The following is a 19,705-nucleotide window of genomic DNA, read 5'->3' as shown; positions in this document are numbered from 1 at the left end:
AGACATGCCCATGAGCCTGAACACTCTTTCCCGTACCCTGCGTCGTCCCGGCAAGCAGCACGGTTTCTCCCTCATCGAACTGATGATCGTGGTGATCGTGCTCGGCATCCTGGCCGCGATTGTCGTTCCGTCGTACCAGCAGTACATCCGCCAGTCGCACCGGGGCGTGGCCAAGGCGGACCTGGTGGAATACGCGCAGCGTGCCGAGCGCTACTACTCGGTGAACAACACCTACTCGGGCTTCGCGCTGCCCAGCAAGGTGTCGCCGCGCGAGGGCGGGACCACACGGTACGCGATCACGTTCGATGGCAAGGCGTCCTCGTTCACGCTGACTGCGACGCCCCAGGGCAACCAGACCAAGGACAGCTGCGGGACGCTGAGCGTGGACCAGGCCAACCGCAAAACGGCCAGCGGCACGGTTTCCGATTGCTGGTAAATCAGGTGTTGATCTTCCTCTGAACGCCCAGTACAATGCGCCTCCCCGCCCGAATAGCTCAGCCGGTTAGAGCACTTGACTGTTAATCAGGGGGTCGTTGGTTCGAGTCCAACTTCGGGCGCCAGATACTGCAAAAGCCGCGAGAAATCGCGGCTTTTGTCGTTTTGGCCCGTCAGCAGGGAAGGGTGCGGTCGACACGCTCGCTGCGGATGCGGCCGCCGTTGTTGATGACCAACCTGCCATGCAGCCGGTCTCCTGCGCAGATGCGCAGCGTCAGATTGGCACCGGGACTGCGCCCGTCAGGCTGGAAGAACAGCAGCGGCCGTCCACCGCTGGCCTGGGCGACGATGGCGATGTCGGTCCGGCCTTGATGGTGGATCAGGATGTCCTGGGCGGATGCTGGTGTCCCCCGGTGCCTGCCGCTGCGATAGATGATCCACCCTGCGCTCCAGTCGCGGGAGCACTGCTCACCGTCGTCGCTGGCGCACAGCCCGATCAGTTCGCGGCGCTTCAGGGCCTCGCTTCTGGCGCTGGAAAGACTGGCATGCAGGGTCAGCTGCAGGGCGTCGGCGCGTTGCCGCAACAGCACCGGGCGCAGGGCCGGCCAGCCCACGGCCAGCAGAACGGAAAGGATGGCGATCACCACCAGCATCTCGACCAGATGCACGCCGCGTGATGCTGAACGACAGTGGGCGGGAGTGCGATGCATGGCATCAAGCCTCGCGCCGCAGCGGGACGGCCGCCATCAGGCACTGCCGCGCCCGCCTGCCCGGAAAGCCCTCAGCCGGCCGTCACCCCTTGCCCCGTATACTTGTCCTTCCCGGGAACTGGCAACACCATGAGCGACCGTTTCGAACTCGTCTCGCCGTATTCGCCGGCGGGCGACCAGCCTGATGCCATCGCGAAGCTGACCAGCAACTTCGAGGCGGGCATCGCCAAGCAGACCCTGCTGGGCGTCACCGGCTCGGGCAAGACCTACACCATCGCCAACGTCATCCAGAACGTGCAGAAACCGACGCTGATCATGGCGCCGAACAAGACGCTGGCGGCGCAGCTGTATGGTGAGTTCAAGGCGTTCTTCCCGCACAACGCGGTCGAGTATTTCGTCAGCTACTACGACTACTACCAGCCGGAGGCCTACGTGCCTTCGTCGGACACCTTCATCGAGAAGGACAGTTCGATCAACGAGCACATCGAGCAGATGCGGCTGGCCGCGACCAAGACCCTGCTGTCGCGCCCGGATGCGATCGTGGTGGCCACGGTGTCGGCGATCTATGGCCTGGGTGCGCCGGAGGACTACCTGTCGCTGCGCCTGATCCTGTCCAAGGGCGAGCGCATCGACCAGCGCGACCTGATCAATCACCTGACCCAGCTGCAGTACACGCGCAATGAGTACGAGCTTCAGCGCGGCACGTTCCGCGTGCGTGGCGAAGTGATCGACGTGTTCCCGGCCGAGTCGGACAGCGAAGCGCTGCGTATCGAGCTGTTCGACGGCGAGGTCGAGAAGATCACCCTGTTCGACCCGCTCACCGGTGAGACGATGCGCAACATGCAGCGTTTCACCGTCTACCCCAAGACCCACTACGCCACCACCCGCGAGCGCGTGCTGGCCGCGGTGGAAACGATCAAGGTGGAGTTGAAGGAGCGGCTTGAGCAGCTGTACGCGGAAAACAAGCTGGTGGAGGCGCAGCGCCTGGCACAGCGCACGCAGTTCGACATCGAGATGATGGCCGAGGTCGGGTTCTGCAACGGTATCGAGAACTACTCGCGGCACCTGACCGGCAAGAACGCCGGCGAGCCGCCACCGACCCTGTTCGACTACCTGCCGCCGGACGCGCTGCTGGTCATCGACGAATCGCATGTGACCATTCCGCAGATCGGCGCCATGTTCAAGGGTGACCGCTCGCGCAAGGAAACCCTGGTTGAGTTCGGTTTCCGCCTGCCGTCGGCGCTGGACAACCGCCCGCTGCGCTTCGAGGAATGGGAGGAGCGCTGCCCGCGCAGCATCTACGTGTCGGCCACGCCCGGGCCCTATGAACTGCGTGAAGCCGGTGACGAGATCACCGAACTGGTGGTGCGCCCAACCGGCCTGATCGACCCGGTGGTGGAGATCCGGCCGGTCGGTACCCAGGTCGACGATCTGATGAGCGAGGCCAACGCGCGCATCAAGGCGGGCGACCGCGTGCTGGTCACCACGCTGACCAAGCGCATGGCTGAAAACCTCACCGAGTACCTCACCGAACACGGTATCCGCGTGCGCTACCTGCACTCGGACGTGGATACGGTCGAGCGCGTGGAGATCATCCGCGACCTGCGCCTGGGCAAGTTCGACGTGCTGGTCGGCATCAACCTGCTGCGCGAAGGCCTGGACATGCCCGAGGTGTCGCTGGTGGCGATCCTCGACGCCGACAAGGAAGGCTTCCTGCGCTCCACCGGTTCGCTGATCCAGACCATCGGCCGCGCCGCCCGCAATGTGCGCGGCAAGGCGATCCTGTATGCGGACAAGGTGACCCGCTCGATGCAGGCAGCGATCGACGAGACCGACCGCCGCCGCGCCAAGCAGGTCGAGTACAACGAAGAACACGGCATCGTGCCGCGCTCGGTGGCGCGCCCGATCGTCGACGTCCTCGAAGGTGCGCGTTCGGATGCGGCGGAGAAGGAAGCCAAGAAGGGCAAGGGCAAGGGCAGGGCGGGTGTTGCCGAGGACGGAGCCGATTACCGTTCGCTCGGTCCGGCCCAGCTGGCGGCGCGTCTCAAGGCGCTCGAACAGCAGATGTACCAGCACGCCAAGGACCTGGAATTCGAGGATGCCGCACGGGTGCGTGACCAGATCCGGCAGCTGAAGGAAGCGAGTCTGGGCTGAACGCGGCGGTGCAGCATCTTCTTCACAAAAGTGTTGCGCTTCACGGCCGGCATCCGTAATATACGCGGCCTGCACCGACGCAATCGCGGACGTTCAGAAGCAAAAACGGGCGGTTAGCTCAGCGGTAGAGCACTACCTTGACATGGTAGGGGTCACAGGTTCGAACCCTGTACCGCCCACCACGAAGTCTCCGGAAGGAGGCTGTCGTGAACTGAAGAGCCCGGCCCTGGCGCCGGGTTTTTACGTAGCAAGGCCAGCTTTCGGGCGGCAGGAACAAGATGGGCGGTTAGCTCAGCGGTAGAGCACTACCTTGACATGGTAGGGGTCACAGGTTCGAACCCTGTACCGCCCACCACCTGGCTCCCGGCATTGCCGGTGCAGCGGTGGATCACGATGAAAGCCGGCCCTGGGCCGGCTTTCTCGTTTACGACGGTTGCCGGTGCCGAGCGTCAGCGCTGGGCAACCCATTCGTCGATGCTGATCATGCGCTGCAGCCGCCAGTGGCCGTCCACGCGTTCCCAGACCTGCGCGAAGCGCGCCGAGCCGGCTTGCCGCTGCGGGGCGTCGGCCTGCAGCGGCTGATTGCCCACGCGCAATACGCGATCCTGGCGTAGCCGGTACAGCTGCAGGGTGGCCGGGGCCGCTTTCCGATCCGGCACCGAGGATGTTTCTGCCTGACCGGCGTCGGCCTGCAGGATCTGGCTGCGCAGGGAGGCATCCCCGGCGTCGGCATCGCGGCCGAACAGGCCAGCGCACAACAACAGCAGGGCAAGCATCGGCATGGCACGGTGCTCCGGAGAAGGGAGTCCAGCGTGGCACTGCCCCCTGCGCTGTGAAACCGGTATGCGACGAAAGCCGGAAAAGCGTCCGCCAAGTCGCTGCGGGAAGGATGAATCCGGGCCAGGAAGTGCCGGGCCGCGCTTCAAGGCGGCCCGGCGTGGTGGGCCACTGCGGGGTGGCCCGGTCATGGCCGCGGCGCTGGCTCAGCTCCGCGGCGGGTGTGGCAGGTCAGCGATGCCGACCCCATGCACGGATCCGGTTACAACGGATCGCAGCACAGCAGCTGGCCGTGCTTGCCCGCGTTGCCGAACGGGCACTGCGGGTGTGGTTCGCAGCCCGGTGCATATCCGGTCTTGGGCGAGACGGCGAAGGCCTGGCTGGCGCCGAAGGCCATGGCCGCGACAACGACGATACCGGCGACGGACGAAAGCACTTTCTTTCCGATCATGTGTATCTCCTTGGTTGGCGTTGTGGAGTTGCAGTTGCCGAAGGCACGGGAGTGCCGGTTGTGGCGCGAATGCGGTAACAGGGGGCCGCGACGCAATGCGCGGCACGCGGGATCAGGGCAGCGCCGGCCTCGGTGCGAGCGAGGCGACGACAGCCTGCACGACCTGGGCGTCGAGCTGGCCGACATGCTTGTAGGCAACGCGGCCATCGGCAGCCAGCACCATCAGCATCGGCGTGACGGTGGCGCGATAGCGCGTGGACGCGGCGGCTTCGTTGTCGATGGCGATCGGGAAGCGCAGTGCATGTTTGCCGGCGTAGTCCCCCAGCTGGTCGTATGGCGGCATGCCGACACCGACCAGTTCGCTGTTGCCGCGGGCCGCGGCGATCTGTTGCAGCTGCGGTACCGAGGCCAGGCAGTAGCGGCATGCGGTGGAGAAGAAATAGAGGATCTGCGGAACCTCGCGCGCGCCGCCGATATCGACGAAGGTCTGCTGCGTGGTGCGCAGCGCCAGCGCATCCGGGCGACTGCCCAGTTCGAGGCCATGTGCTGCAAGACGCATGTCCTGCAGCTGCGTGGCCATCTGCTCATTGATCTGCCGCAGCTGGCGGTTCTGCCATCCGAGCGCGATGACCAGCACGGACAGCAGCAGGGCGACAACGGGGAACAGGACGCGCTTGAGCATCGATCATCCTTGAACACAGCGTTGGGTCGAACATACCCGAACTGGCGCGCAGGTTGTTAAGCGGATGTTCCCGGCGCATCCTCCGACGGAGCACATGTACTAGAGTTGTGCCCGCGCAGGCTTGCGTGCATGCCCTCCACCCATCCCCAGGATCTTTCAACGATGAGCGATCATGTGCCGGTTTCCAGGCCCAATCCGTTCTTTGAAGTGCTGTTCGGCGGCAACATGCTGGAAGGTACGTTCAAGGCAGTGATCTGGGTCGCCCTGTTGTCCGCTGTGCTGGCCTGGACCACGTTCCGCTGAGCGGCTGCGCGGCACTGCGGCAGCGTTGCGGCTGGCCGGTGCTCAGGCGCTGAAGGCCTGGCGCAGGCTGCGCAGGGTGGCCTGCCGGTGCTCTTTCGCGCTGGCCTCGCCCATCTCCAGTTCCTGCAGGCGCAGCCCGACCAGGGTCATCGAAAGCGCGTATCCCCGGGCCGCGTCGGCAACGCGCGACTGGCCGAGCGCGCGACGTGCAAGCGCGCTTACGTGCTCAAGGTCGGGCATCAGGCCAAGGTAGACGCGTTCGGCGCTGTCCAGATCGGGGGCTCGCAGGATCGCGTGTGCTTCGGAAGTGGGGGAGACGGAGGCCATGGGGAGTCCTTGTCCGTAGCGGGTGCTCGTTCAGAACGAGCGCATCAGGGAAATGAAGGCCGACGACTGTGTGCCGCGTCGTGCCATCGGGCTGTCCTTCACCGCATCGCCAAACCACTGGTTGGCGACGACGCCGGTCGCGCGCCACTTCGTGCCCAGCGGCGTGCTGACGGCGATCTGCAGGCTTGGCGATGTCGTGCTGCCCGGCCGGTAGGCGGCCAGTCCGGAGCGCAGCGCTTCCTCATCGCTGATGCCGTAGTAGTAATCCAGCAAGCGTGCGCTGGAGCGCACCACGCCCACCTTGGGGACCCAGGTGAAGCGGCCGGCCTGGATCGGATAGCTGTAGTGCAGGCGCGATTCGAAACCGCCGCCGTGGCCGGTGATCTCACGCATCACCCCAGCTTCGATGATGCCCCAGTCGGCGCTGTATTCGCCGTTGATGCCGGCCATGGCCGACATCTGCCGGCTGTGCAGGCGGCGCAGCTGCGGATCATTCACGTCATCGGTCTTGAAGCGCAGCGTGTAGGGCGTGAGCGCCGTCGAAAGGCGCAGGCCCTGGCCCTTGTACAGGTACATCCCCAGCGAGCCGGGGCTGGCGAAGAAGCGCTGGCCCTGCCAGGCAATGGACGGAACCACCAGTGGTTTGACGTCGTAGTGCGCATACGCGCCCGAGGTTGCGCCAGCGCTGATGCCGGCCTGCACGCCCGGGTTGCGGTCGGCGGCCTGCGCGAACACCGGCAGGCCGAATGCAGCGGAGAACAGCAGCGGGCGCAGCAGGGTCGAGGACAGTGACGGCATCGATCAGCGACTTTGCGGGGGATGGCTGCGCATGATGGCGGGGCAACATTGTCAGAACATTGCGTCGGCGCATCCGGCAGGCCGAAGCGGAAAAAGTGGGCGCCAGGCACTATGATCGGCACCGTTTCCGGTAGCCGAGCCCCCGATGCGCATCCTCCTGGTCGAAGACGATCCTGATCTGTCCCGAGCCCTGCAATCGGGACTGGAGCGGCAGGGCGTGGTCGCCGATGTGGTTGGTTGCCTGGCCGAAGCGGCCATCGCGCTGCGCGAACCCGTGCACCAGCTGATGCTGCTCGACCGCCAGTTGCCTGATGGCGACGGCGCTGGCTTCGTTGCCGTTGCGCGGGCCCTGCGCCCGAACCTGGCGGTGATCATGCTGACTGCCAAGGGCACGCTGTCGGACAAGGTCGAGGGCCTGGATGTCGGCGCCGATGACTATCTGGTCAAGCCGGTGGCGATCGAGGAGCTGATGGCGCGCATCCGTGCGGTGTCGCGGCGGCCGTCTGCGATGGTGACACCCAGCCTGCGACTGGGCCGGCTGGAATTCGATTTCGAATCGCTGCAGGCGCAGGTCGATGGCCAGCTGCTGGCGCTGCCGCGCCGGCAGGTGCTGGTGCTGCAGGCGCTGGCGATGCGGCAGGGACGCACCGTCACCCGCAGTGCCTTGGAGGCGGCAGTGTACGGCTTCGATGACGAGATCCAGTCCAATGCACTGGACGCGCATATCTCCAAGCTGCGCAAGGCGCTGCAACAGGCGGGGGCCGGCGTGGAGATCCATGTGATCCGCGGTGTCGGCTACCTGCTGGCGGAGGCCTGAGATGGCACGTCCGATCCGTTCCATCACCCTGGGCCTGGCCTGGCGCCTGTTCCTTGCACAGGCCTTCACCGTGCTGTTCGCGGTGGTCGCGTTGATCCTGACCTGGGGTGACAAGGACACCTGGGGCATGGACATGTTCATGGCCGAGGCAGTGGCCAAGGCAGTGCACAGCGAGGGGGGCCGACTGGTGCTGGACCAGGCGCGCTGGGAAAAGCTCGATGCCAGTGCAGGCGGCAACCTCTGGTTCGCGGCAGTCGACGACAAGGGTGTCTGGTTGGAGCGCGGCACGATTCCGGCGATCCACGCGCCGCTGCTGGCGCGGTTGCCGACGCTGGGCGCGACCGAACTTGGTTCGCTGGTGCCGCCGTACCTGGATGTGGCGCGGGTGATGATCCGCAACGAAGAGGGGCGCCGCATCACGGTGATGGTCGGTGGCGCTCCAAAGGGCGGGTTGCTGGATGGCGCGCTGATGGTGCTGCGCCTGATCGGCCTGTGGTTCTTCCTGCCGTTGATCGTGGTCACGCTGCTGGTGATGCCGACGGTGATCCATCGCGCGATGCGCGGCGTGCGCCGCTCCGCGCAGCAGGCCAAGGAACTGGACATCGGCCAGCCGGGCGCGCGCCTGGATGCGCAGCTGGTGTCCACCGAGGTCGCACCACTGGTGGAAGCGTTCAACGATGCGATCGACAAGGTGCAGCAGGGCTATGCAGCGCGCGACAAGTTCCTCGCCGATGCCGCGCATGAGCTGCGCGTACCGATCGCGGTGGTGCAGGCGCGCCTGTCGCAGCTGCCGCAGGGTGAACTGAAATCGCAGTTGCTGACCGACGTCGCCCGCCTCGGCAACGTGGCTGAGCACCTGCTCGACCTGCAGCGTCTCGATCGCAATGTCGGCGCGCTGCAGCGGCTGGACCTGGCGTTGCTGGTGCGCGAGGCGGCCGCCGATCTGGCGCCGCTGGTGGTCGGCGCCGGTTATGGCTTCGAGGTGGATGCGCCGGAGTCGCCCGTGTGGATCCATGGCGACAGCCTGGCGCTGGGGCGTGTGATCGCCAACCTGGTGCACAACGCCATCGTCCATGGCGGCGGGCGCGGCACGATCTGCGTGCGCCTCGATGCACGCGGCCTGCTAGAGGTCAGCGACCAGGGCGCCGGCATTCCGGTCGGCGACCGCGAAGCGATCTTCGAGCCCTTCCACCGCCTGCGTGCAGCCGGCAGCGGCAGTGGCCTGGGCCTGCACCTGGTGAAGGAAATCGTGCAGCACCACGGTGGCTCGGTCAGCGTTGGCGAAGCGGCTGGCGGCGGCGCCAGCTTCAGAGTCAATTTCCACCGCGGTACCGTACGGCGCTGACAGGCGCACGGGGAAAGGCCCGATAGGCAGCCTGCGACCTCCAGCGGCAGGCTGGGGAAATGGTTCCCGATCGATCCGCCCCGGCCCTGTTTGGCTTTGGCTGCGCTGCAGGCCTGGTGCTGGGGGCGCTGGCCTGCGTGCAGATGCCGATGTTGCTGCCGCTGTGGCTGAGTGTGCCGATGGCGATCGCCGGCGCCGGCGGCTGGCTGTTGCCCTGGCGCGGCCGTGCCTGGGCCGCGGCCCTGCTCGGCCTGGCCTGGGCAACGGTGCACGGGCACTGGGTCCTGCATGGCCAGCTGCCACCCGGCGCGCCAGCGCAGGATGTGCAGGTGCGGGGCCGGGTTGCCGACCTTCCCCAGCAGGGGCCCGGCTACACGCGTTTCGTGCTGCATGTCGAAGATGCCGGCGCGCTGCCATCGCTGCGTGGCAAGCGCCTGCAGGTGACCTGGAACGATCCGTGGCGCGGATCGCCAGCGCACGAGGCGGAGGGCGGGCGCCATGCGGTTCGCGCAGGATCGCATTGGCAGTTGTCGTTGCGCGTGCGCGCGCCACGCTCGCGGATCAATCCCGGCGGCTTCGATGGCGAGCGCCACGCCGTGCTGCGGGGCATCTCCGGTAATGCCTCGGTGCGTGATCCGGCCCGTGCGCGGGAGTGGCTGCCGGCGCAGGGCCTGCAGGCCTGGCGGGAACGCAGCAGTGAGGCGATCGCCATGCAGGTGGCACATCCTGCCGCGCGGTTCGTGCAGGCGCTGGCACTGGGCGATACCCGCGGCCTGTCCGATGCCGACTGGGAACACCTGCGCGCGCTGGGCCTGACCCATCTGGTCGCCATCTCCGGTTTCCACGTGGGCGTGGTGGCTGGCTTCGGTGTACTGCTGTGCCGCTTGTGGTGGTGGCTGTGCCCGCTGCTGGGACGGTACTGGCCACGGCCGCAGGCCGCCGCATGGGGAGCGGCGCTGGCCGCAGCCACCTATGCCGTGGCGGCGGGTGGTGCGCTGCCGACGGTGCGCGCGGCGCTGATGATCGGGCTGGTCGCACTGGCCAGGGCCGGGCGTCGCCCGGTGGGCGCAGGGCAGGGGCTGGCGTTGGCCGCGATGGTGATGCTGTTGCCTGCGCCGCTGTCGGTGCTCTCGGCTGGATTCTGGCTGAGCTTCGGTGGCGTGCTGTGGCTGCTCTGGTGCCTGCCGAGGACGGGGCCGGAGGGAATCGGTGGCGGGCTGCGCGGGTTCCTTGCCGCGCAGGGTGTTGCCAGCCTTGGGCTGCTGCCGCTGTGCATCGCCTTGTTCGGCGGGACCGCGCGGCTGGGGCCGCTGGTCAACCTGCCGATCATCCCGTGGTGGACAATGCTGGTTGTTCCGCTGTCGCTGCTCGGTACCGGCCTGCACGTGCTGCATGACGGCGCGGGGCGTTGGGCCTGGCGTGCCGCGGCCTGGCTGTTCGAGCTCAGCTGGGGGGCCCTGCAGCCGTTGGCGCTGCATCCGCAGGCGATGTGGTGGCTGGCCGAGGCGCCGCGCTGGGCGCTACCCGTGGCCTTGCTGGGCGTGTTCTGGTGGCTGCTGCCGCGCGGCGCCGGCGGTGGCCTGGCGGGCCTGCTGCTGTGCCTGCCGCTGCTGTGGCCGGCCCGGCATGCACCGGCCGCGGGGGAGCTGGAGCTGCTGGTGCACGATGTCGGCCAGGGCACGGCGGTGCTGGTGCGCACGGCGCGGCACGCGCTCTGGTACGACGTGGGGCCGCCGACTGGCGGCGAGGGCAACGAACGCATCCTGGTCCCGGCCCTGCGCGCGCTCGGCCAGGGGCCGCCCCGGCAGGTGATGCTCAGCCATGACCACCTGGATCACACCGGCAGCCTGCCCAGCCTGCGACGGCAGTTGCCCGGGCTGCAGCTGCTGGCGCCACCGGGCAGCACCATCGGCGGCGCCACGCCCTGCCAGCAGGGGATGCGCTGGGAGTGGGACGGGGTTGATTTCCAGGTCCTGCACCCGGCGCCGGGCAGCCGGCAAGCCGAAAACGAGGACAGCTGCGTGCTGCGCATCGCCAGCCGTCACGGCGTGGTCCTGCTGCCGGGTGACATCGGTCGACCGGCCGAGGGGGCGCTGCTGCAGGCGTACCCGCACGCGCTGAGGGCGGACGTGGTACTGGTGCCGCACCATGGCAGCGGCGGCAGCTCCAGTGCGCCGTGGGTTGCGGCGGTGGCGCCGCGGTTGGCGGTGGTCTCGGCCGGGCACCGGAACCGCTTCGGCCACCCGCGCCAGGATGTGGTCCAGCGCTGGCAGGCGCAAGGCGCGGAGGTGCTGGCCACGGCCGACTCCGGGGCGATCCGCGTATGGCTTGGCGCACAAGGCCTGCAGCTGCGTGAACAGCGCATCCATGCATCCCGGTGGTGGGATGCCGCTGGGCGGGCGCGGTCGGCTGCTATCCTATCGCCGATCGAACAAGCGGCCGTTGGGCCGGAGGGTTGAAACGTGTGGGAACTGGTCAAGGCCGGTGGCTGGCCGATGGTGCCGCTGCTGCTGCTGGGCGTACTGGCTTTGGCGATCATCCTGGAGCGTTTCTGGTCCCTTCGGCGGACTGAAGTGCTGCCGCCCGGCCTCGGCCAGGAAGTGCGCAACTGGGCCGCCCGCGGCAAGCTCGACCCGGCCCACCTGCAGACCCTGCGGGCGAACTCGCCGCTGGGCGCGCTGCTGGCTGCCGCACTGGAAGCCCGCAACCGCCCGCGCGACCAGATCCGCGAGCGCATCGAAGACACCGGCCGCCACCTGGTGCACCGCATGGAGCGATTCCTGAACGCACTGGGCACCATTGCCTCGGCCGGCCCGCTGCTGGGCCTGCTCGGCACGGTGATCGGCATGATCCAGATGTTCCTGGGCATCCTCGACCACGGCGTGGGCGACGTGAACCAGCTGGCCGGCGGCATCGGCAAGGCGCTGGTGTGCACCGCCACCGGCATGATCGTGGCGATTCCGGCGCTGATGTTCCATCGCTACTTCAAGGGCCGCATCCACGGCTACGTGGTGGAGATGGAGCAGGAAGCCAGCGCCCTGCTGGATACGCTCGACGGCCGCCCCGGGGTGATGAACCCGGCCCCGGCCGCGCGCCAGTCCGGCGCCGCCACGGCGAAGGCCTGATCGATGCGTATCGGCAACGACCGATCCCAGGATGAGCCGCATATCGACCTGGTGCCGCTGATCGACGTCATCCTGGTGCTGATCATCTTCTTCGTGGTCACCACCACCTTCGACGCGCGTTCGACGCTGCAGGTGCAGTTGCCGACCGCCAGCCAGCAGCAGACCAACGAGCCGCCGCGCTCGCTCAGCGTGCTGATCAACGCCGAAGGCCGTTACTTCATCAACGACCAGGAAGTGCTGCGCAGCGACGTGGAGTCGGTCAAGCAGACCATCGCCGCCGTGGCCGGCAGCGATCGCGAGCAGACCGTGCTGCTGCGTGCAGACGCACGCACTCCCTACCAGGCCGTGGTGACCGCGCAGGACGCGCTGGGTCAGCTCGGCTTCCGCCGTATTGCCATTGCAACAGCACCCGAGGTGCGTCCATGAGTTCCAAACACGCGCCGGTGTGGCCGATCTACAAACGTCTGCTGGGATACACCCGTGCCTACTGGGGCATGATGGTCGCCGCCGTCATCGCCATGGCGGTGGAGTCGGTGGCCGGCTACCACTTCACCAAGCTGATGGAGCCGCTCGTCAACCGTGGCTTCGTTAATCCCGAACCGAAAATGGCGGTGATCCTGCCGCTGACCATCCTCGGCCTGTTCCTGATGCGCAGCGCTGCCACCTGGGTGAGCGACTACGCGCTGGCCAAGACCGGCCGCAGCGTGGTGCGCGACCTGCGTGAGCAGGTGCTGGCCAAGTACCTACATCTGCCGTCCTCGCATTTTGATACCGAATCGACGCCGGTGATGGTCAGCCGCCTCAACTTCGATACCGAGCAGGTCACCCAGGCCAGTGCCGATGCGCTCAAGACCGTGGTTGCCGACACCCTGACCATCATCGCCATGCTGGCGGTGATGCTGCAGATGAGTGTCAAGGTGACCGTGGCGATGCTGGTGGTGGTGCCGATGATCGGCGTGATCGTGTCCTATGTTGGCAAGCGCTACCGCCGTATCAGCCGCGGCATCCAGGACGGCATGGGCACGATGGCGCAGACCGCCGAACAGTCGCTGGCGGCCCAGCAGGAAGTGAAGGTGCACGGCACCCAGCAACACGAAATGTCGCGCTATTCGCGCCTGGCCAACCGCATGCTGGCGCTGAACATGAAGGTGGAAATCACCCGTGCCGGTGCATCCAGCGTGGTCCAGTTCCTGGCCGCGCTGGCGCTGGCGGTGATCGTCTGGGTATCGACCCGTGAAGCACTGGCAGGCCGCCTCAATGCCGGCCAGTTCATGGGCCTGATGATCTCCATGACAGCGATCATCCCGTCGCTGCGCCGCCTGACCAGCGTGCAGTCCTCGATCTCCCGCGGTGTGTCCGCCGCCGAACGCCTGTTCGGCATCCTCGACATGCAGGTCGAGCGTGACGAGGGCCGCAACAACGTGCAGCGCGTGCGCGGCGAGCTGGCCTTCGACCACGTCATGCTGCGCTACCGCGAGGACAGCGGCATTGCCCTGGACGACATCAGTTTCGTGGCGAAGCCGGGTACGGTCACCGCCATCGTGGGTCGTTCCGGCAGTGGCAAGACCAGCCTGATCCGGCTGGTGCCGCGCTTCTATGAGCCCAGCGGTGGTGTGATCACCCTCGATGGCGTCGCGCTGGATGACTATCCGTTGGCCGACCTGCGTCGGCAGGTGGCGATGGTCGGGCAGAAGGTCATGCTGTTCGATGACACCATCGCGGCCAACATCGCCTATGGCATGGAAGCGAGCGAGGAACAGATCCGTGCGGCGGCCGAAGCGGCCAATGCGTGGGAGTTCATCGCGCGCATGCCGCAGCAGCTGCAGACCCCGGTCGGCGAGAACGGCGCGCTGCTGTCCGGCGGCCAGCGCCAGCGCCTGGCGATCGCCCGCGCGATCCTGCGTGACGCGCCGATCCTGATCCTCGACGAAGCCACTGCCGCGCTGGACAACGAATCCGAGCGACTGGTGCAGGATGCGCTGCAGCGCCTGATGCCCGAACGCACCACGCTGGTCATCGCGCACCGCCTGTCGACCATCGAGCATGCCGATCAGGTGCTGGTGATGGACCACGGCCGCATCGTTGAACGGGGTACCCACAGGGAGCTGCTTGCCATGGGTGGCCTGTACCAGCATCTGCACAGCATGCAGTTCCGCGAAAGGCAGGACTGATGGCTGGCAAGGGTACCCAGACCCCGCCGTACTGGTACGACGGCAGCCCGGTTCCATGGGCGATGCGCCTGCTGGCGCCGCTGTATGCCGGCGTCACCGCGCTGCGCCGCCGTGCCTACCGGCGTGGATGGCGCAAGCGCTACGCGCTGCCGGTGCCGGTCATCGTGGTTGGCAACATCACCGCCGGCGGCACCGGCAAGACGCCGCTGACCATCGCCCTGGTCGAGCGCCTGCGTGCGGCCGGCTGGAAGCCGGGCGTCGCCAGCCGTGGCTATGGCCGTGAAGACGCTGACAAGCCGCTGTGGGTGCAGGCCGACACGCCGACCGCCAAGGGCGGTGACGAACCGGTGCTGATCGCCTGGAAGACCGGCGTGCCGGTGCGCGTGGACGCTGACCGCGTGGCCGCAGGCAGGGCACTGATCCAGGCCGGCTGCGATGTGATCGTCTGCGATGACGGCCTGCAGCATTACCGGCTGGCGCGCGACATCGAGATCGAAGTGGTCGATGCCCAGCGGCGCTACGGCAACGGCCGGATGATTCCCGCCGGACCGCTGCGCGAGCCGGTCAGCCGTGCCGGCGAATGCGATTTCCGCGTGGTCAACCTGGGCCAGGCCGATGAGGAAAGCGCGGCACAGGCCTGCGGTTTCGGCCAGTGGCCGATGGCCCTGCACATCGACAGTGCGCAGCCGCTGGCCGGTGGCCGCGCGCGCCCGTTGTCGTACTTCAAGGGCCAGCGTGTTCATGCGGTGGCCGGCATCGCCCATCCGCAGCGCTTCTTCGACATGCTGCGCGCGCGTGGCATCGGCGTGGTGCCGCACGCCTTTGCCGACCACCAGGCCTACCAACCGCAGGACCTGTCGTTCGGCAGCCAGCTGCCGGTGCTGATGACCGAGAAGGATGCGGTGAAATGCCGCGCGTTCGGCAACGATTGGCATTACGCGGTGCCGTTGCGTGCCGAGCTGCCTGCCGCGTTCTGGGTGGCGCTGACCGACCGCCTGGACAAGCTGCGACCGAACTGAGCGGCGCGGCGGCGCTTGCATTCAAGCGCCGCCGGCCGCATCCCCGTTGTAACGAGCCTGCCGAGTATTGCCCCATGACCGAATTCGTCGTCGCCATTCCGGCCCGCTATGCCGCCTCGCGGCTGCCGGGCAAGCCGCTGCGCCTGCTGGGTGGTGAGCCGCTGGTGCTGCACGTGGCGCGCCGCGCGCTGCAGGCCGGCGCTGGCGAGGTCTGGGTCGCTACCGACGATCAACGCATCGCCGACGCGCTGTCCGGGCTGGCCGAGGTGAAGGTGGCCATGACCGCCACCTCGCATGCCTCCGGTACCGACCGCCTGGCCGAGTGCGCGCGCATCGCCGGCTGGGCCGACGACACCGTAGTGGTCAACCTGCAGGGTGATGAACCGTTCGCGCCGGCTGCGGGAATCCGTGCGGTGGCCCAGGCGCTGGTTGAAGGCAATGCGCCGATGTCGACGCTGGCGACCGCCGTGGAGGATGCAGAAACCCTGTTCGATCCGAACGTGGTCAAGCTGGTGCGCAACGTGCGCAACGAGGCGATGTACTTCAGCCGCGCGCCGATTGCCTGGCACCGCGATGGCTTCGCGCGCAGCCGCGACGTGCTGCCGGAAGGGCATGCCTGGCTGCGCCACATCGGCATCTACGGCTACCGCGCCGGTTTCCTGCAGCAGTTCGCGGCGATGCCCCCGGGCCGGCTGGAGCAGGTCGAATCGCTGGAGCAGCTGCGCGTGCTCGAGGCCGGCTACCCGATCAGCGTGGCGATCTCGCCTGAACCGTTCCCGGCGGGCATCGACACGCCCGAGGACCTGGAGCGCGCCGAAGCACTGCTGCAGACGCTGGCTGCCCGATGAAGCTGCTGGTCGTCTGCCTCGGCAACATCTGCCGTTCGCCGATGGCCGAAGGCGCGCTCCGCGCACGCCTGGACGCTTCGCCACTGGCGGGGCGCGTGCAGGTGGATTCGGCCGGCACCGGTGACTGGCATGTGGGCGAGCCGCCGGACCGGCGTGCGATCACCTGCGCGGCCGGGCACGGCGTGGACATCGGCGGCCTGCGTGCGCGCCAGCTGCACGCCGCTGATTTCGACCGCTTCGACTGGATCCTGTGCGCCGACGAGGCGAACCTGCGGGACGCGGGACGCTTGGTGGCACCCGCCCAGCGTGAGCGGCTGGCGCTGTACCTGCCCTGGTCGGGCGGGGAGGGGCAGGCGGCCATCCCGGATCCCTACACCGGCGGCAGCGATCACTTTGAACAGGTCTGGACGCTGGTCGACAATGCTGCAAAACGTGCAGTGGCACGACTGTTGCATGACGCCGACTCCGGCATAATCGGGCCATGAACGTCCAGCCCGTCCCGGACCTGCCCGAGTTCGCCACCTGGCTCAATGCCGCTCCCTGTACCCTGACCGAACTGCGCGGTCGGCCGGTGGCCCTGTTGTTCGTCAACGCCGCTTCTGCCTGGAGCGCGCAGCGCCTGGCCGAATTCAGTCAATGGCTGTCGCGTCACCCTGGCATGCTGCAGCCGCTGGTCCTGCAGGTACCCCGCTTCGATTTCGAGCGTGACGCCGGCGCCGCACTCAAACTGCTGCGCCGCCAAGGGCTGTCAATGCCGGTCCTGCTCGATGCCGACTGGGATGGCTGGCGTCGCTTCGGCATCACATCGTGGCCGACCGTGGTGCTGCTGGACGCGCAGGGTCGCGAGCAGCAGCGGCTGGTCGGGCTGGGGGCTCCGGGAGAGCTTGAGCGTGCGTTGAATGCGCTGTGCCACGGTGCGCCGTCGGCACCGCCGCGCGGCGGTACCGAGCTGCATCCGGAGCCGCGGCAGGCCCTGCGTTTTCCGCTGGGCCTGGCGGTCAGCACCGAACGCCTGTACGTCGCCGACAGTGGCCATCACCGCATCCTCGAATGCAGCCACGGCGGCCGCATCCTGCGCCAGTTCGGGTTGGGGACGGCCGATTTCATGGACGGCAACCTCGCCGAAGCGGCGTTCCATCGCCCGCAGGCGCTGGTGCTTGAGCGCGACGCGCTGTACGTGGCCGACACCGGCAACCATGCCGTGCGCCGCATCAACCTGCTGACCGGCATCGTCGACACGCTGTGCGGCAATGGCCGCCCCGGTGCGCCGGTGGAGGGCCCGGTAGCACAGGCGCGGCAGGTCTCGCTGGACCACCCGGCCGGCCTCGCCATCGCCGATAACCAGCTGCACATCGCCATGGCCGGCGACAACCGCATCTGGAGCTACCACCTGGGTCAGCGCAGCCTGCAGTGGCGCGCCGGCAGCGGTGCCATCGACGAGCGTGACGGCAGCGGCCATCTGGCTGCCTTTGCCCAACCGACCGCGCTGGCCGTGGTGCAGCAGGTGCTGTACGTGGCCGATGCGCTGGGCTCCTCGATCCGTGCACTGCAGCTGCGCGGGGATCTTGTGCAGACGCTGGTCGGGCAGGGCCCCTGGCGTTTCGGTGACGAAGATGGCCCGCGCGCGCAGGCCAGCCTGCAGTTCCCACAGGCGATCGCGCTGAGTCCGGATGCGCCGCTGCTATGGATTGCCGATACCGGCAATGGCCGCCTGCGCACGCTGCGCCTGGGCGGTGGCGAACTGACCACCCAGCCGCTGCCGCGCCGCCTGCACGGCCCGGCCGGGTTGGCCGTGGGTGCCGGTGCGGTGTGGATCGCCGAGACCGACGCCCACGCCATACTGCGATTCGACCCCGAAAGCGGCGTGCTCAGCGAAGTGCCGATCAGCGAATGACCGACGTTCCCGCCCCGGCCTTCGACGGCAAGGCCTTCGCGGCCCAGCTCAGTACCGCCCCCGGTGTGTACCGCATGTACGCGGCCGACGACACCCTGCTGTATGTCGGCAAGGCGCGTGCGCTGCGCAACCGAGTCGGCAGCTATTTCAACGGCAGTCCGAAGAATGCGCGGATCATGTCGATGATCTCGCAGATCGTGCGCATGGACGTGACGGTGACGCGCTCGGAAGCCGAGGCGCTGCTGCTGGAAAACCAGCTGATCAAGTCGCTGTCGCCGCGTTACAACGTCTCGCTGCGCGACGACAAGACCTATCCGCATGTGCTGCTGACCCGCGAGGACTGGCCGCGCATCGCCCTGCACCGCGGCCCGCGCGCCATTCCCGGCCGCTACTTCGGGCCGTATCCCGGCGTCACTGCGGTGCGCGAAACGCTGAACCTGATGCACAAGCTGTTCAAGCTGCGCAGCTGCGAGGACAGCGTGTTCCGCAACCGTTCGCGACCGTGCCTGCAGTACCAGATCGGGCGTTGCAGCGCGCCCTGCGTGGAGCTGGTGGCGCCTGCCGAGTACGCCGAATCGGTGCGTCGCGCTGCATTGTTCCTGGAAGGCAAGAGCGACGAACTGACCCGCGAGCTGGGCGAGCAGATGCAGGCCGCCAGCGAGGCACTGGAATTCGAGCAGGCCGCGCGCCTGCGTGACCTGATTTCCTCGCTGCGCAGCATGCAGACCCGCCAGTACGTGGATGGCCGTGCTGCCGACCTGGACGTGCTGGCGGTGGCCATGCAGGGCTCGCAGGCCTGCGTACTGCTGCTGGCCTTCCGTGATGGCCGCAACCTCGGCACCCGCCCGTTCTTTCCGCGCACCAATGGTGAAGAAAGCCCGGAGGAAGTGCTGGCCGCGTTTGTCTCGCAGTACTACATCGAATTCGAGCCACCGCGCGAGATCCTGCTGGACCGCGAGATCCCCGATGCCGACCTGCTGGTCGCCGCGTTGTCGGCCTCGGCCGAGCGCAAGGTGCAGCTGAAGTGGAACGTGCGCGGCGAGCGCGCCGGCTACGTGGAACTGGCCAGCCGCAACGCGCAGCTGACCCTGACCACCGAACTCAACAGCCGCAATGCGCAGCACGCGCGCAGCGATGCACTGCGCGAGATGCTGGGCCTGGCCGAGCCGGTCAAGCGGGTCGAGTGCTTCGATATCAGCCATACGCTTGGCGAGGCTACCGTGGCCTCGTGCGTGGTGTTCGACGCCGCCGGTCCGGTACGCGCGCAGTACCGCCGCTTCAACATCAGCGGCATCGAGCCGGGCGACGACTACGCTGCGATGCGCCAGGCCATCGATCGGCGCTTCCGCCGTGCGGTGGAAGAGCAGGGCGTGCTGCCGGACGTACTGCTGATCGACGGTGGTGCCGGTCAGCTGGCGCAGGCGCAGGCCGCGCTGGCCGACCTGGGCGTGGAAGGCGTGCTGCTGGTGGGCGTGGCCAAAGGCGTGGAGCGCCGCGCCGGCCACGAAGCGCTGGTGATGCCCGATGGCCGCGAGCTGCGCCCGGGCGCGGCCAACCCGGCGCTGCAGTTCATCCAGCAGGTGCGCGACGAGGCGCATCGCTTTGCCATCACCGGCCACAGGGGGCGCCGCCAGAAGGCGCGGATGACCAGCAAGCTGGAGGATATCCCCGGCATCGGGCCGCGCCGCCGCGCCAGCCTGCTCAAGCATTTCGGCGGCCTGGTGGGCCTGAAAGCCGCTGGCGAAGCGGAAATCGCCAAGGTGGAAGGCATCAATGACGCCCTCGCGGCACGTATCTACGCTAACCTGCACGGGTTGGCCACGCCTGATGCGGCCGAGTAGAGAGAGAA

General features: G+C 67.9%; 20 protein-coding genes and 3 tRNA genes. 17 read left to right on the top strand and 6 right to left on the bottom strand.

Annotated elements, in window-relative coordinates:
* Nucleotides 1-10 precede the first annotated feature (10 nt).
* On the top strand, nucleotides 11-436 hold the full coding sequence (locus AC5P60_RS01280) for a type IV pilin protein (protein ID WP_005408861.1): 426 nt from the start codon (nucleotides 11-13) through the stop codon (nucleotides 434-436).
* A 47-nt stretch (nucleotides 437-483) separates the two neighbouring features.
* A tRNA-Asn gene (locus AC5P60_RS01275) sits at nucleotides 484-560 on the top strand.
* A 48-nt stretch (nucleotides 561-608) separates the two neighbouring features.
* On the opposite strand, the gene AC5P60_RS01270 is transcribed toward AC5P60_RS01275, so the two are convergent.
* Entirely contained in the window at nucleotides 609-1,145 is a 537-nt protein-coding gene (locus AC5P60_RS01270) for a GspH/FimT family pseudopilin (protein ID WP_005408862.1), read from the bottom strand.
* A 129-nt stretch (nucleotides 1,146-1,274) separates the two neighbouring features.
* Here AC5P60_RS01270 and uvrB point away from each other — a divergent pair, with 129 nt between their 5' ends.
* From uvrB to AC5P60_RS01255, 3 genes are all read left to right on the top strand, one after another.
* Entirely contained in the window at nucleotides 1,275-3,299 is a 2,025-nt protein-coding gene (uvrB, locus tag AC5P60_RS01265) for an excinuclease ABC subunit UvrB (RefSeq protein WP_033833863.1), read from the top strand.
* Between the two features lie 107 nt (nucleotides 3,300-3,406).
* Nucleotides 3,407-3,481: transfer RNA gene (locus AC5P60_RS01260), tRNA-Val, on the top strand.
* A 98-nt stretch (nucleotides 3,482-3,579) separates the two neighbouring features.
* A tRNA-Val gene (locus AC5P60_RS01255) sits at nucleotides 3,580-3,654 on the top strand.
* A gap of 94 nt (nucleotides 3,655-3,748) precedes the next feature.
* Here the strand turns inward: AC5P60_RS01255 and AC5P60_RS01250 are convergent.
* The 3 genes from AC5P60_RS01250 to AC5P60_RS01240 form a co-directional block, all read right to left on the bottom strand.
* The gene (locus tag AC5P60_RS01250) at nucleotides 3,749-4,081 is read right to left on the bottom strand and encodes a hypothetical protein (RefSeq protein ID WP_049403688.1); all 333 of its coding nucleotides are present in this window, start codon (nucleotides 4,079-4,081) and stop codon (nucleotides 3,749-3,751) included.
* A gap of 257 nt (nucleotides 4,082-4,338) precedes the next feature.
* Complete coding sequence (locus AC5P60_RS01245) at nucleotides 4,339-4,527, bottom strand: hypothetical protein (protein ID WP_005408865.1); 189 nt, start codon at nucleotides 4,525-4,527, stop codon at nucleotides 4,339-4,341.
* A 112-nt stretch (nucleotides 4,528-4,639) separates the two neighbouring features.
* Entirely contained in the window at nucleotides 4,640-5,209 is a 570-nt protein-coding gene (locus AC5P60_RS01240; protein WP_033833865.1) for a TlpA family protein disulfide reductase, read from the bottom strand.
* Between the two features lie 162 nt (nucleotides 5,210-5,371).
* Here AC5P60_RS01240 and AC5P60_RS01235 point away from each other — a divergent pair, with 162 nt between their 5' ends.
* Entirely contained in the window at nucleotides 5,372-5,512 is a 141-nt protein-coding gene (locus tag AC5P60_RS01235; RefSeq protein WP_164281623.1) for a hypothetical protein, read from the top strand.
* 42 nt (nucleotides 5,513-5,554) lie between these two features.
* On the opposite strand, the gene AC5P60_RS01230 is transcribed toward AC5P60_RS01235, so the two are convergent.
* Nucleotides 5,555-5,839: a hypothetical protein gene (locus AC5P60_RS01230; RefSeq protein ID WP_005408868.1), complete on the bottom strand. Its 285-nt coding sequence runs from the start codon at nucleotides 5,837-5,839 to the stop codon at nucleotides 5,555-5,557.
* Nucleotides 5,840-5,869: 30 nt separating this feature from the next.
* Entirely contained in the window at nucleotides 5,870-6,637 is a 768-nt protein-coding gene (locus AC5P60_RS01225; protein WP_033833866.1) for a MipA/OmpV family protein, read from the bottom strand.
* 145 nt (nucleotides 6,638-6,782) lie between these two features.
* Between AC5P60_RS01225 and AC5P60_RS01220 the strand changes: the two genes are divergently transcribed.
* From AC5P60_RS01220 to uvrC, 11 genes are all read left to right on the top strand, one after another.
* The gene (locus AC5P60_RS01220; protein ID WP_033833867.1) at nucleotides 6,783-7,454 is read left to right on the top strand and encodes a response regulator transcription factor; all 672 of its coding nucleotides are present in this window, start codon (nucleotides 6,783-6,785) and stop codon (nucleotides 7,452-7,454) included.
* 1 nt (nucleotide 7,455) lies between these two features.
* A complete protein-coding gene (locus AC5P60_RS01215; RefSeq protein ID WP_033833868.1) occupies nucleotides 7,456-8,799 on the top strand; it encodes a sensor histidine kinase in 1,344 nt (447 codons plus the stop codon).
* A gap of 59 nt (nucleotides 8,800-8,858) precedes the next feature.
* Entirely contained in the window at nucleotides 8,859-11,258 is a 2,400-nt protein-coding gene (locus AC5P60_RS01210) for a DNA internalization-related competence protein ComEC/Rec2 (RefSeq protein WP_483692850.1), read from the top strand.
* 3 nt (nucleotides 11,259-11,261) lie between these two features.
* Complete coding sequence (locus AC5P60_RS01205; protein ID WP_005412819.1) at nucleotides 11,262-11,924, top strand: MotA/TolQ/ExbB proton channel family protein; 663 nt, start codon at nucleotides 11,262-11,264, stop codon at nucleotides 11,922-11,924.
* 3 nt (nucleotides 11,925-11,927) lie between these two features.
* The gene (locus AC5P60_RS01200) at nucleotides 11,928-12,350 is read left to right on the top strand and encodes an ExbD/TolR family protein (RefSeq protein WP_004152323.1); all 423 of its coding nucleotides are present in this window, start codon (nucleotides 11,928-11,930) and stop codon (nucleotides 12,348-12,350) included.
* Nucleotides 12,347-14,095 (top strand): lipid A export permease/ATP-binding protein MsbA, encoded by a 1,749-nt coding sequence (gene msbA, locus AC5P60_RS01195; RefSeq protein WP_049451352.1) that lies wholly within the window; start codon nucleotides 12,347-12,349, stop codon nucleotides 14,093-14,095. Before AC5P60_RS01200 ends, msbA begins: the two co-directional genes overlap by 4 nt.
* On the top strand, nucleotides 14,095-15,114 hold the full coding sequence (lpxK, locus tag AC5P60_RS01190) for a tetraacyldisaccharide 4'-kinase (RefSeq protein ID WP_005408875.1): 1,020 nt from the start codon (nucleotides 14,095-14,097) through the stop codon (nucleotides 15,112-15,114). Before msbA ends, lpxK begins: the two co-directional genes overlap by 1 nt.
* Nucleotides 15,115-15,188: 74 nt before the next feature.
* Nucleotides 15,189-15,962, top strand: a complete 774-nt coding sequence (gene kdsB, locus AC5P60_RS01185) for a 3-deoxy-manno-octulosonate cytidylyltransferase (RefSeq protein WP_033833870.1) — start codon at nucleotides 15,189-15,191, stop codon at nucleotides 15,960-15,962.
* Nucleotides 15,959-16,447, top strand: coding sequence for a low molecular weight protein-tyrosine-phosphatase (locus tag AC5P60_RS01180; RefSeq protein WP_495201665.1), 489 nt, complete (start codon nucleotides 15,959-15,961; stop codon nucleotides 16,445-16,447). The genes kdsB and AC5P60_RS01180 overlap by 4 nt, the downstream gene beginning before the upstream one ends.
* Complete coding sequence (locus AC5P60_RS01175; protein WP_483692849.1) at nucleotides 16,444-17,856, top strand: hypothetical protein; 1,413 nt, start codon at nucleotides 16,444-16,446, stop codon at nucleotides 17,854-17,856. Before AC5P60_RS01180 ends, AC5P60_RS01175 begins: the two co-directional genes overlap by 4 nt.
* Nucleotides 17,853-19,697 carry an excinuclease ABC subunit UvrC gene (gene uvrC, locus AC5P60_RS01170; RefSeq protein WP_033833872.1) on the top strand — a complete coding sequence of 615 codons (1,845 nt, stop codon included), beginning with the start codon at nucleotides 17,853-17,855 and terminating at the stop codon, nucleotides 19,695-19,697. The genes AC5P60_RS01175 and uvrC overlap by 4 nt, the downstream gene beginning before the upstream one ends.
* Nucleotides 19,698-19,705: the final 8 nt, after the last annotated feature.

The sequence above is a fragment of the Stenotrophomonas sp. YJH_SMC_120 genome, from assembly GCF_059368675.1.
The sequence above is the reverse complement of the archived record's forward strand: the minus strand, read 5'-3'. Positions and strand labels throughout refer to the sequence as shown.

Excerpts from the sequence above, each read along its gene's own strand:
- AC5P60_RS01240 (WP_033833865.1), bottom strand. The coding sequence starts at position 5,209 with ATGCTCAAGCGCGTCCTGTTCCCCGTTGTCGCCCTGCTGCTGTCCGTG.
- AC5P60_RS01180 (WP_495201665.1), top strand. The coding sequence starts at position 15,959 with ATGAAGCTGCTGGTCGTCTGCCTCGGCAACATCTGCCGTTCGCCGATG.
- AC5P60_RS01235 (WP_164281623.1), top strand. The coding sequence starts at position 5,372 with ATGAGCGATCATGTGCCGGTTTCCAGGCCCAATCCGTTCTTTGAAGTG.
- AC5P60_RS01280 (WP_005408861.1), top strand. The coding sequence starts at position 11 with ATGAGCCTGAACACTCTTTCCCGTACCCTGCGTCGTCCCGGCAAGCAG.
- AC5P60_RS01215 (WP_033833868.1), top strand. The coding sequence starts at position 7,456 with ATGGCACGTCCGATCCGTTCCATCACCCTGGGCCTGGCCTGGCGCCTG.
- AC5P60_RS01220 (WP_033833867.1), top strand. The coding sequence starts at position 6,783 with ATGCGCATCCTCCTGGTCGAAGACGATCCTGATCTGTCCCGAGCCCTG.
- AC5P60_RS01175 (WP_483692849.1), top strand. The coding sequence starts at position 16,444 with ATGAACGTCCAGCCCGTCCCGGACCTGCCCGAGTTCGCCACCTGGCTC.
- AC5P60_RS01270 (WP_005408862.1), bottom strand. The coding sequence starts at position 1,145 with ATGCATCGCACTCCCGCCCACTGTCGTTCAGCATCACGCGGCGTGCAT.
- AC5P60_RS01230 (WP_005408868.1), bottom strand. The coding sequence starts at position 5,839 with ATGGCCTCCGTCTCCCCCACTTCCGAAGCACACGCGATCCTGCGAGCC.
- AC5P60_RS01225 (WP_033833866.1), bottom strand. The coding sequence starts at position 6,637 with ATGCCGTCACTGTCCTCGACCCTGCTGCGCCCGCTGCTGTTCTCCGCT.
- AC5P60_RS01200 (WP_004152323.1), top strand. The coding sequence starts at position 11,928 with ATGCGTATCGGCAACGACCGATCCCAGGATGAGCCGCATATCGACCTG.
- msbA (WP_049451352.1), top strand. The coding sequence starts at position 12,347 with ATGAGTTCCAAACACGCGCCGGTGTGGCCGATCTACAAACGTCTGCTG.
- uvrB (WP_033833863.1), top strand. The coding sequence starts at position 1,275 with ATGAGCGACCGTTTCGAACTCGTCTCGCCGTATTCGCCGGCGGGCGAC.
- uvrC (WP_033833872.1), top strand. The coding sequence starts at position 17,853 with ATGACCGACGTTCCCGCCCCGGCCTTCGACGGCAAGGCCTTCGCGGCC.
- lpxK (WP_005408875.1), top strand. The coding sequence starts at position 14,095 with ATGGCTGGCAAGGGTACCCAGACCCCGCCGTACTGGTACGACGGCAGC.
- AC5P60_RS01210 (WP_483692850.1), top strand. The coding sequence starts at position 8,859 with ATGGTTCCCGATCGATCCGCCCCGGCCCTGTTTGGCTTTGGCTGCGCT.
- AC5P60_RS01245 (WP_005408865.1), bottom strand. The coding sequence starts at position 4,527 with ATGATCGGAAAGAAAGTGCTTTCGTCCGTCGCCGGTATCGTCGTTGTC.
- AC5P60_RS01250 (WP_049403688.1), bottom strand. The coding sequence starts at position 4,081 with ATGCCGATGCTTGCCCTGCTGTTGTTGTGCGCTGGCCTGTTCGGCCGC.
- kdsB (WP_033833870.1), top strand. The coding sequence starts at position 15,189 with ATGACCGAATTCGTCGTCGCCATTCCGGCCCGCTATGCCGCCTCGCGG.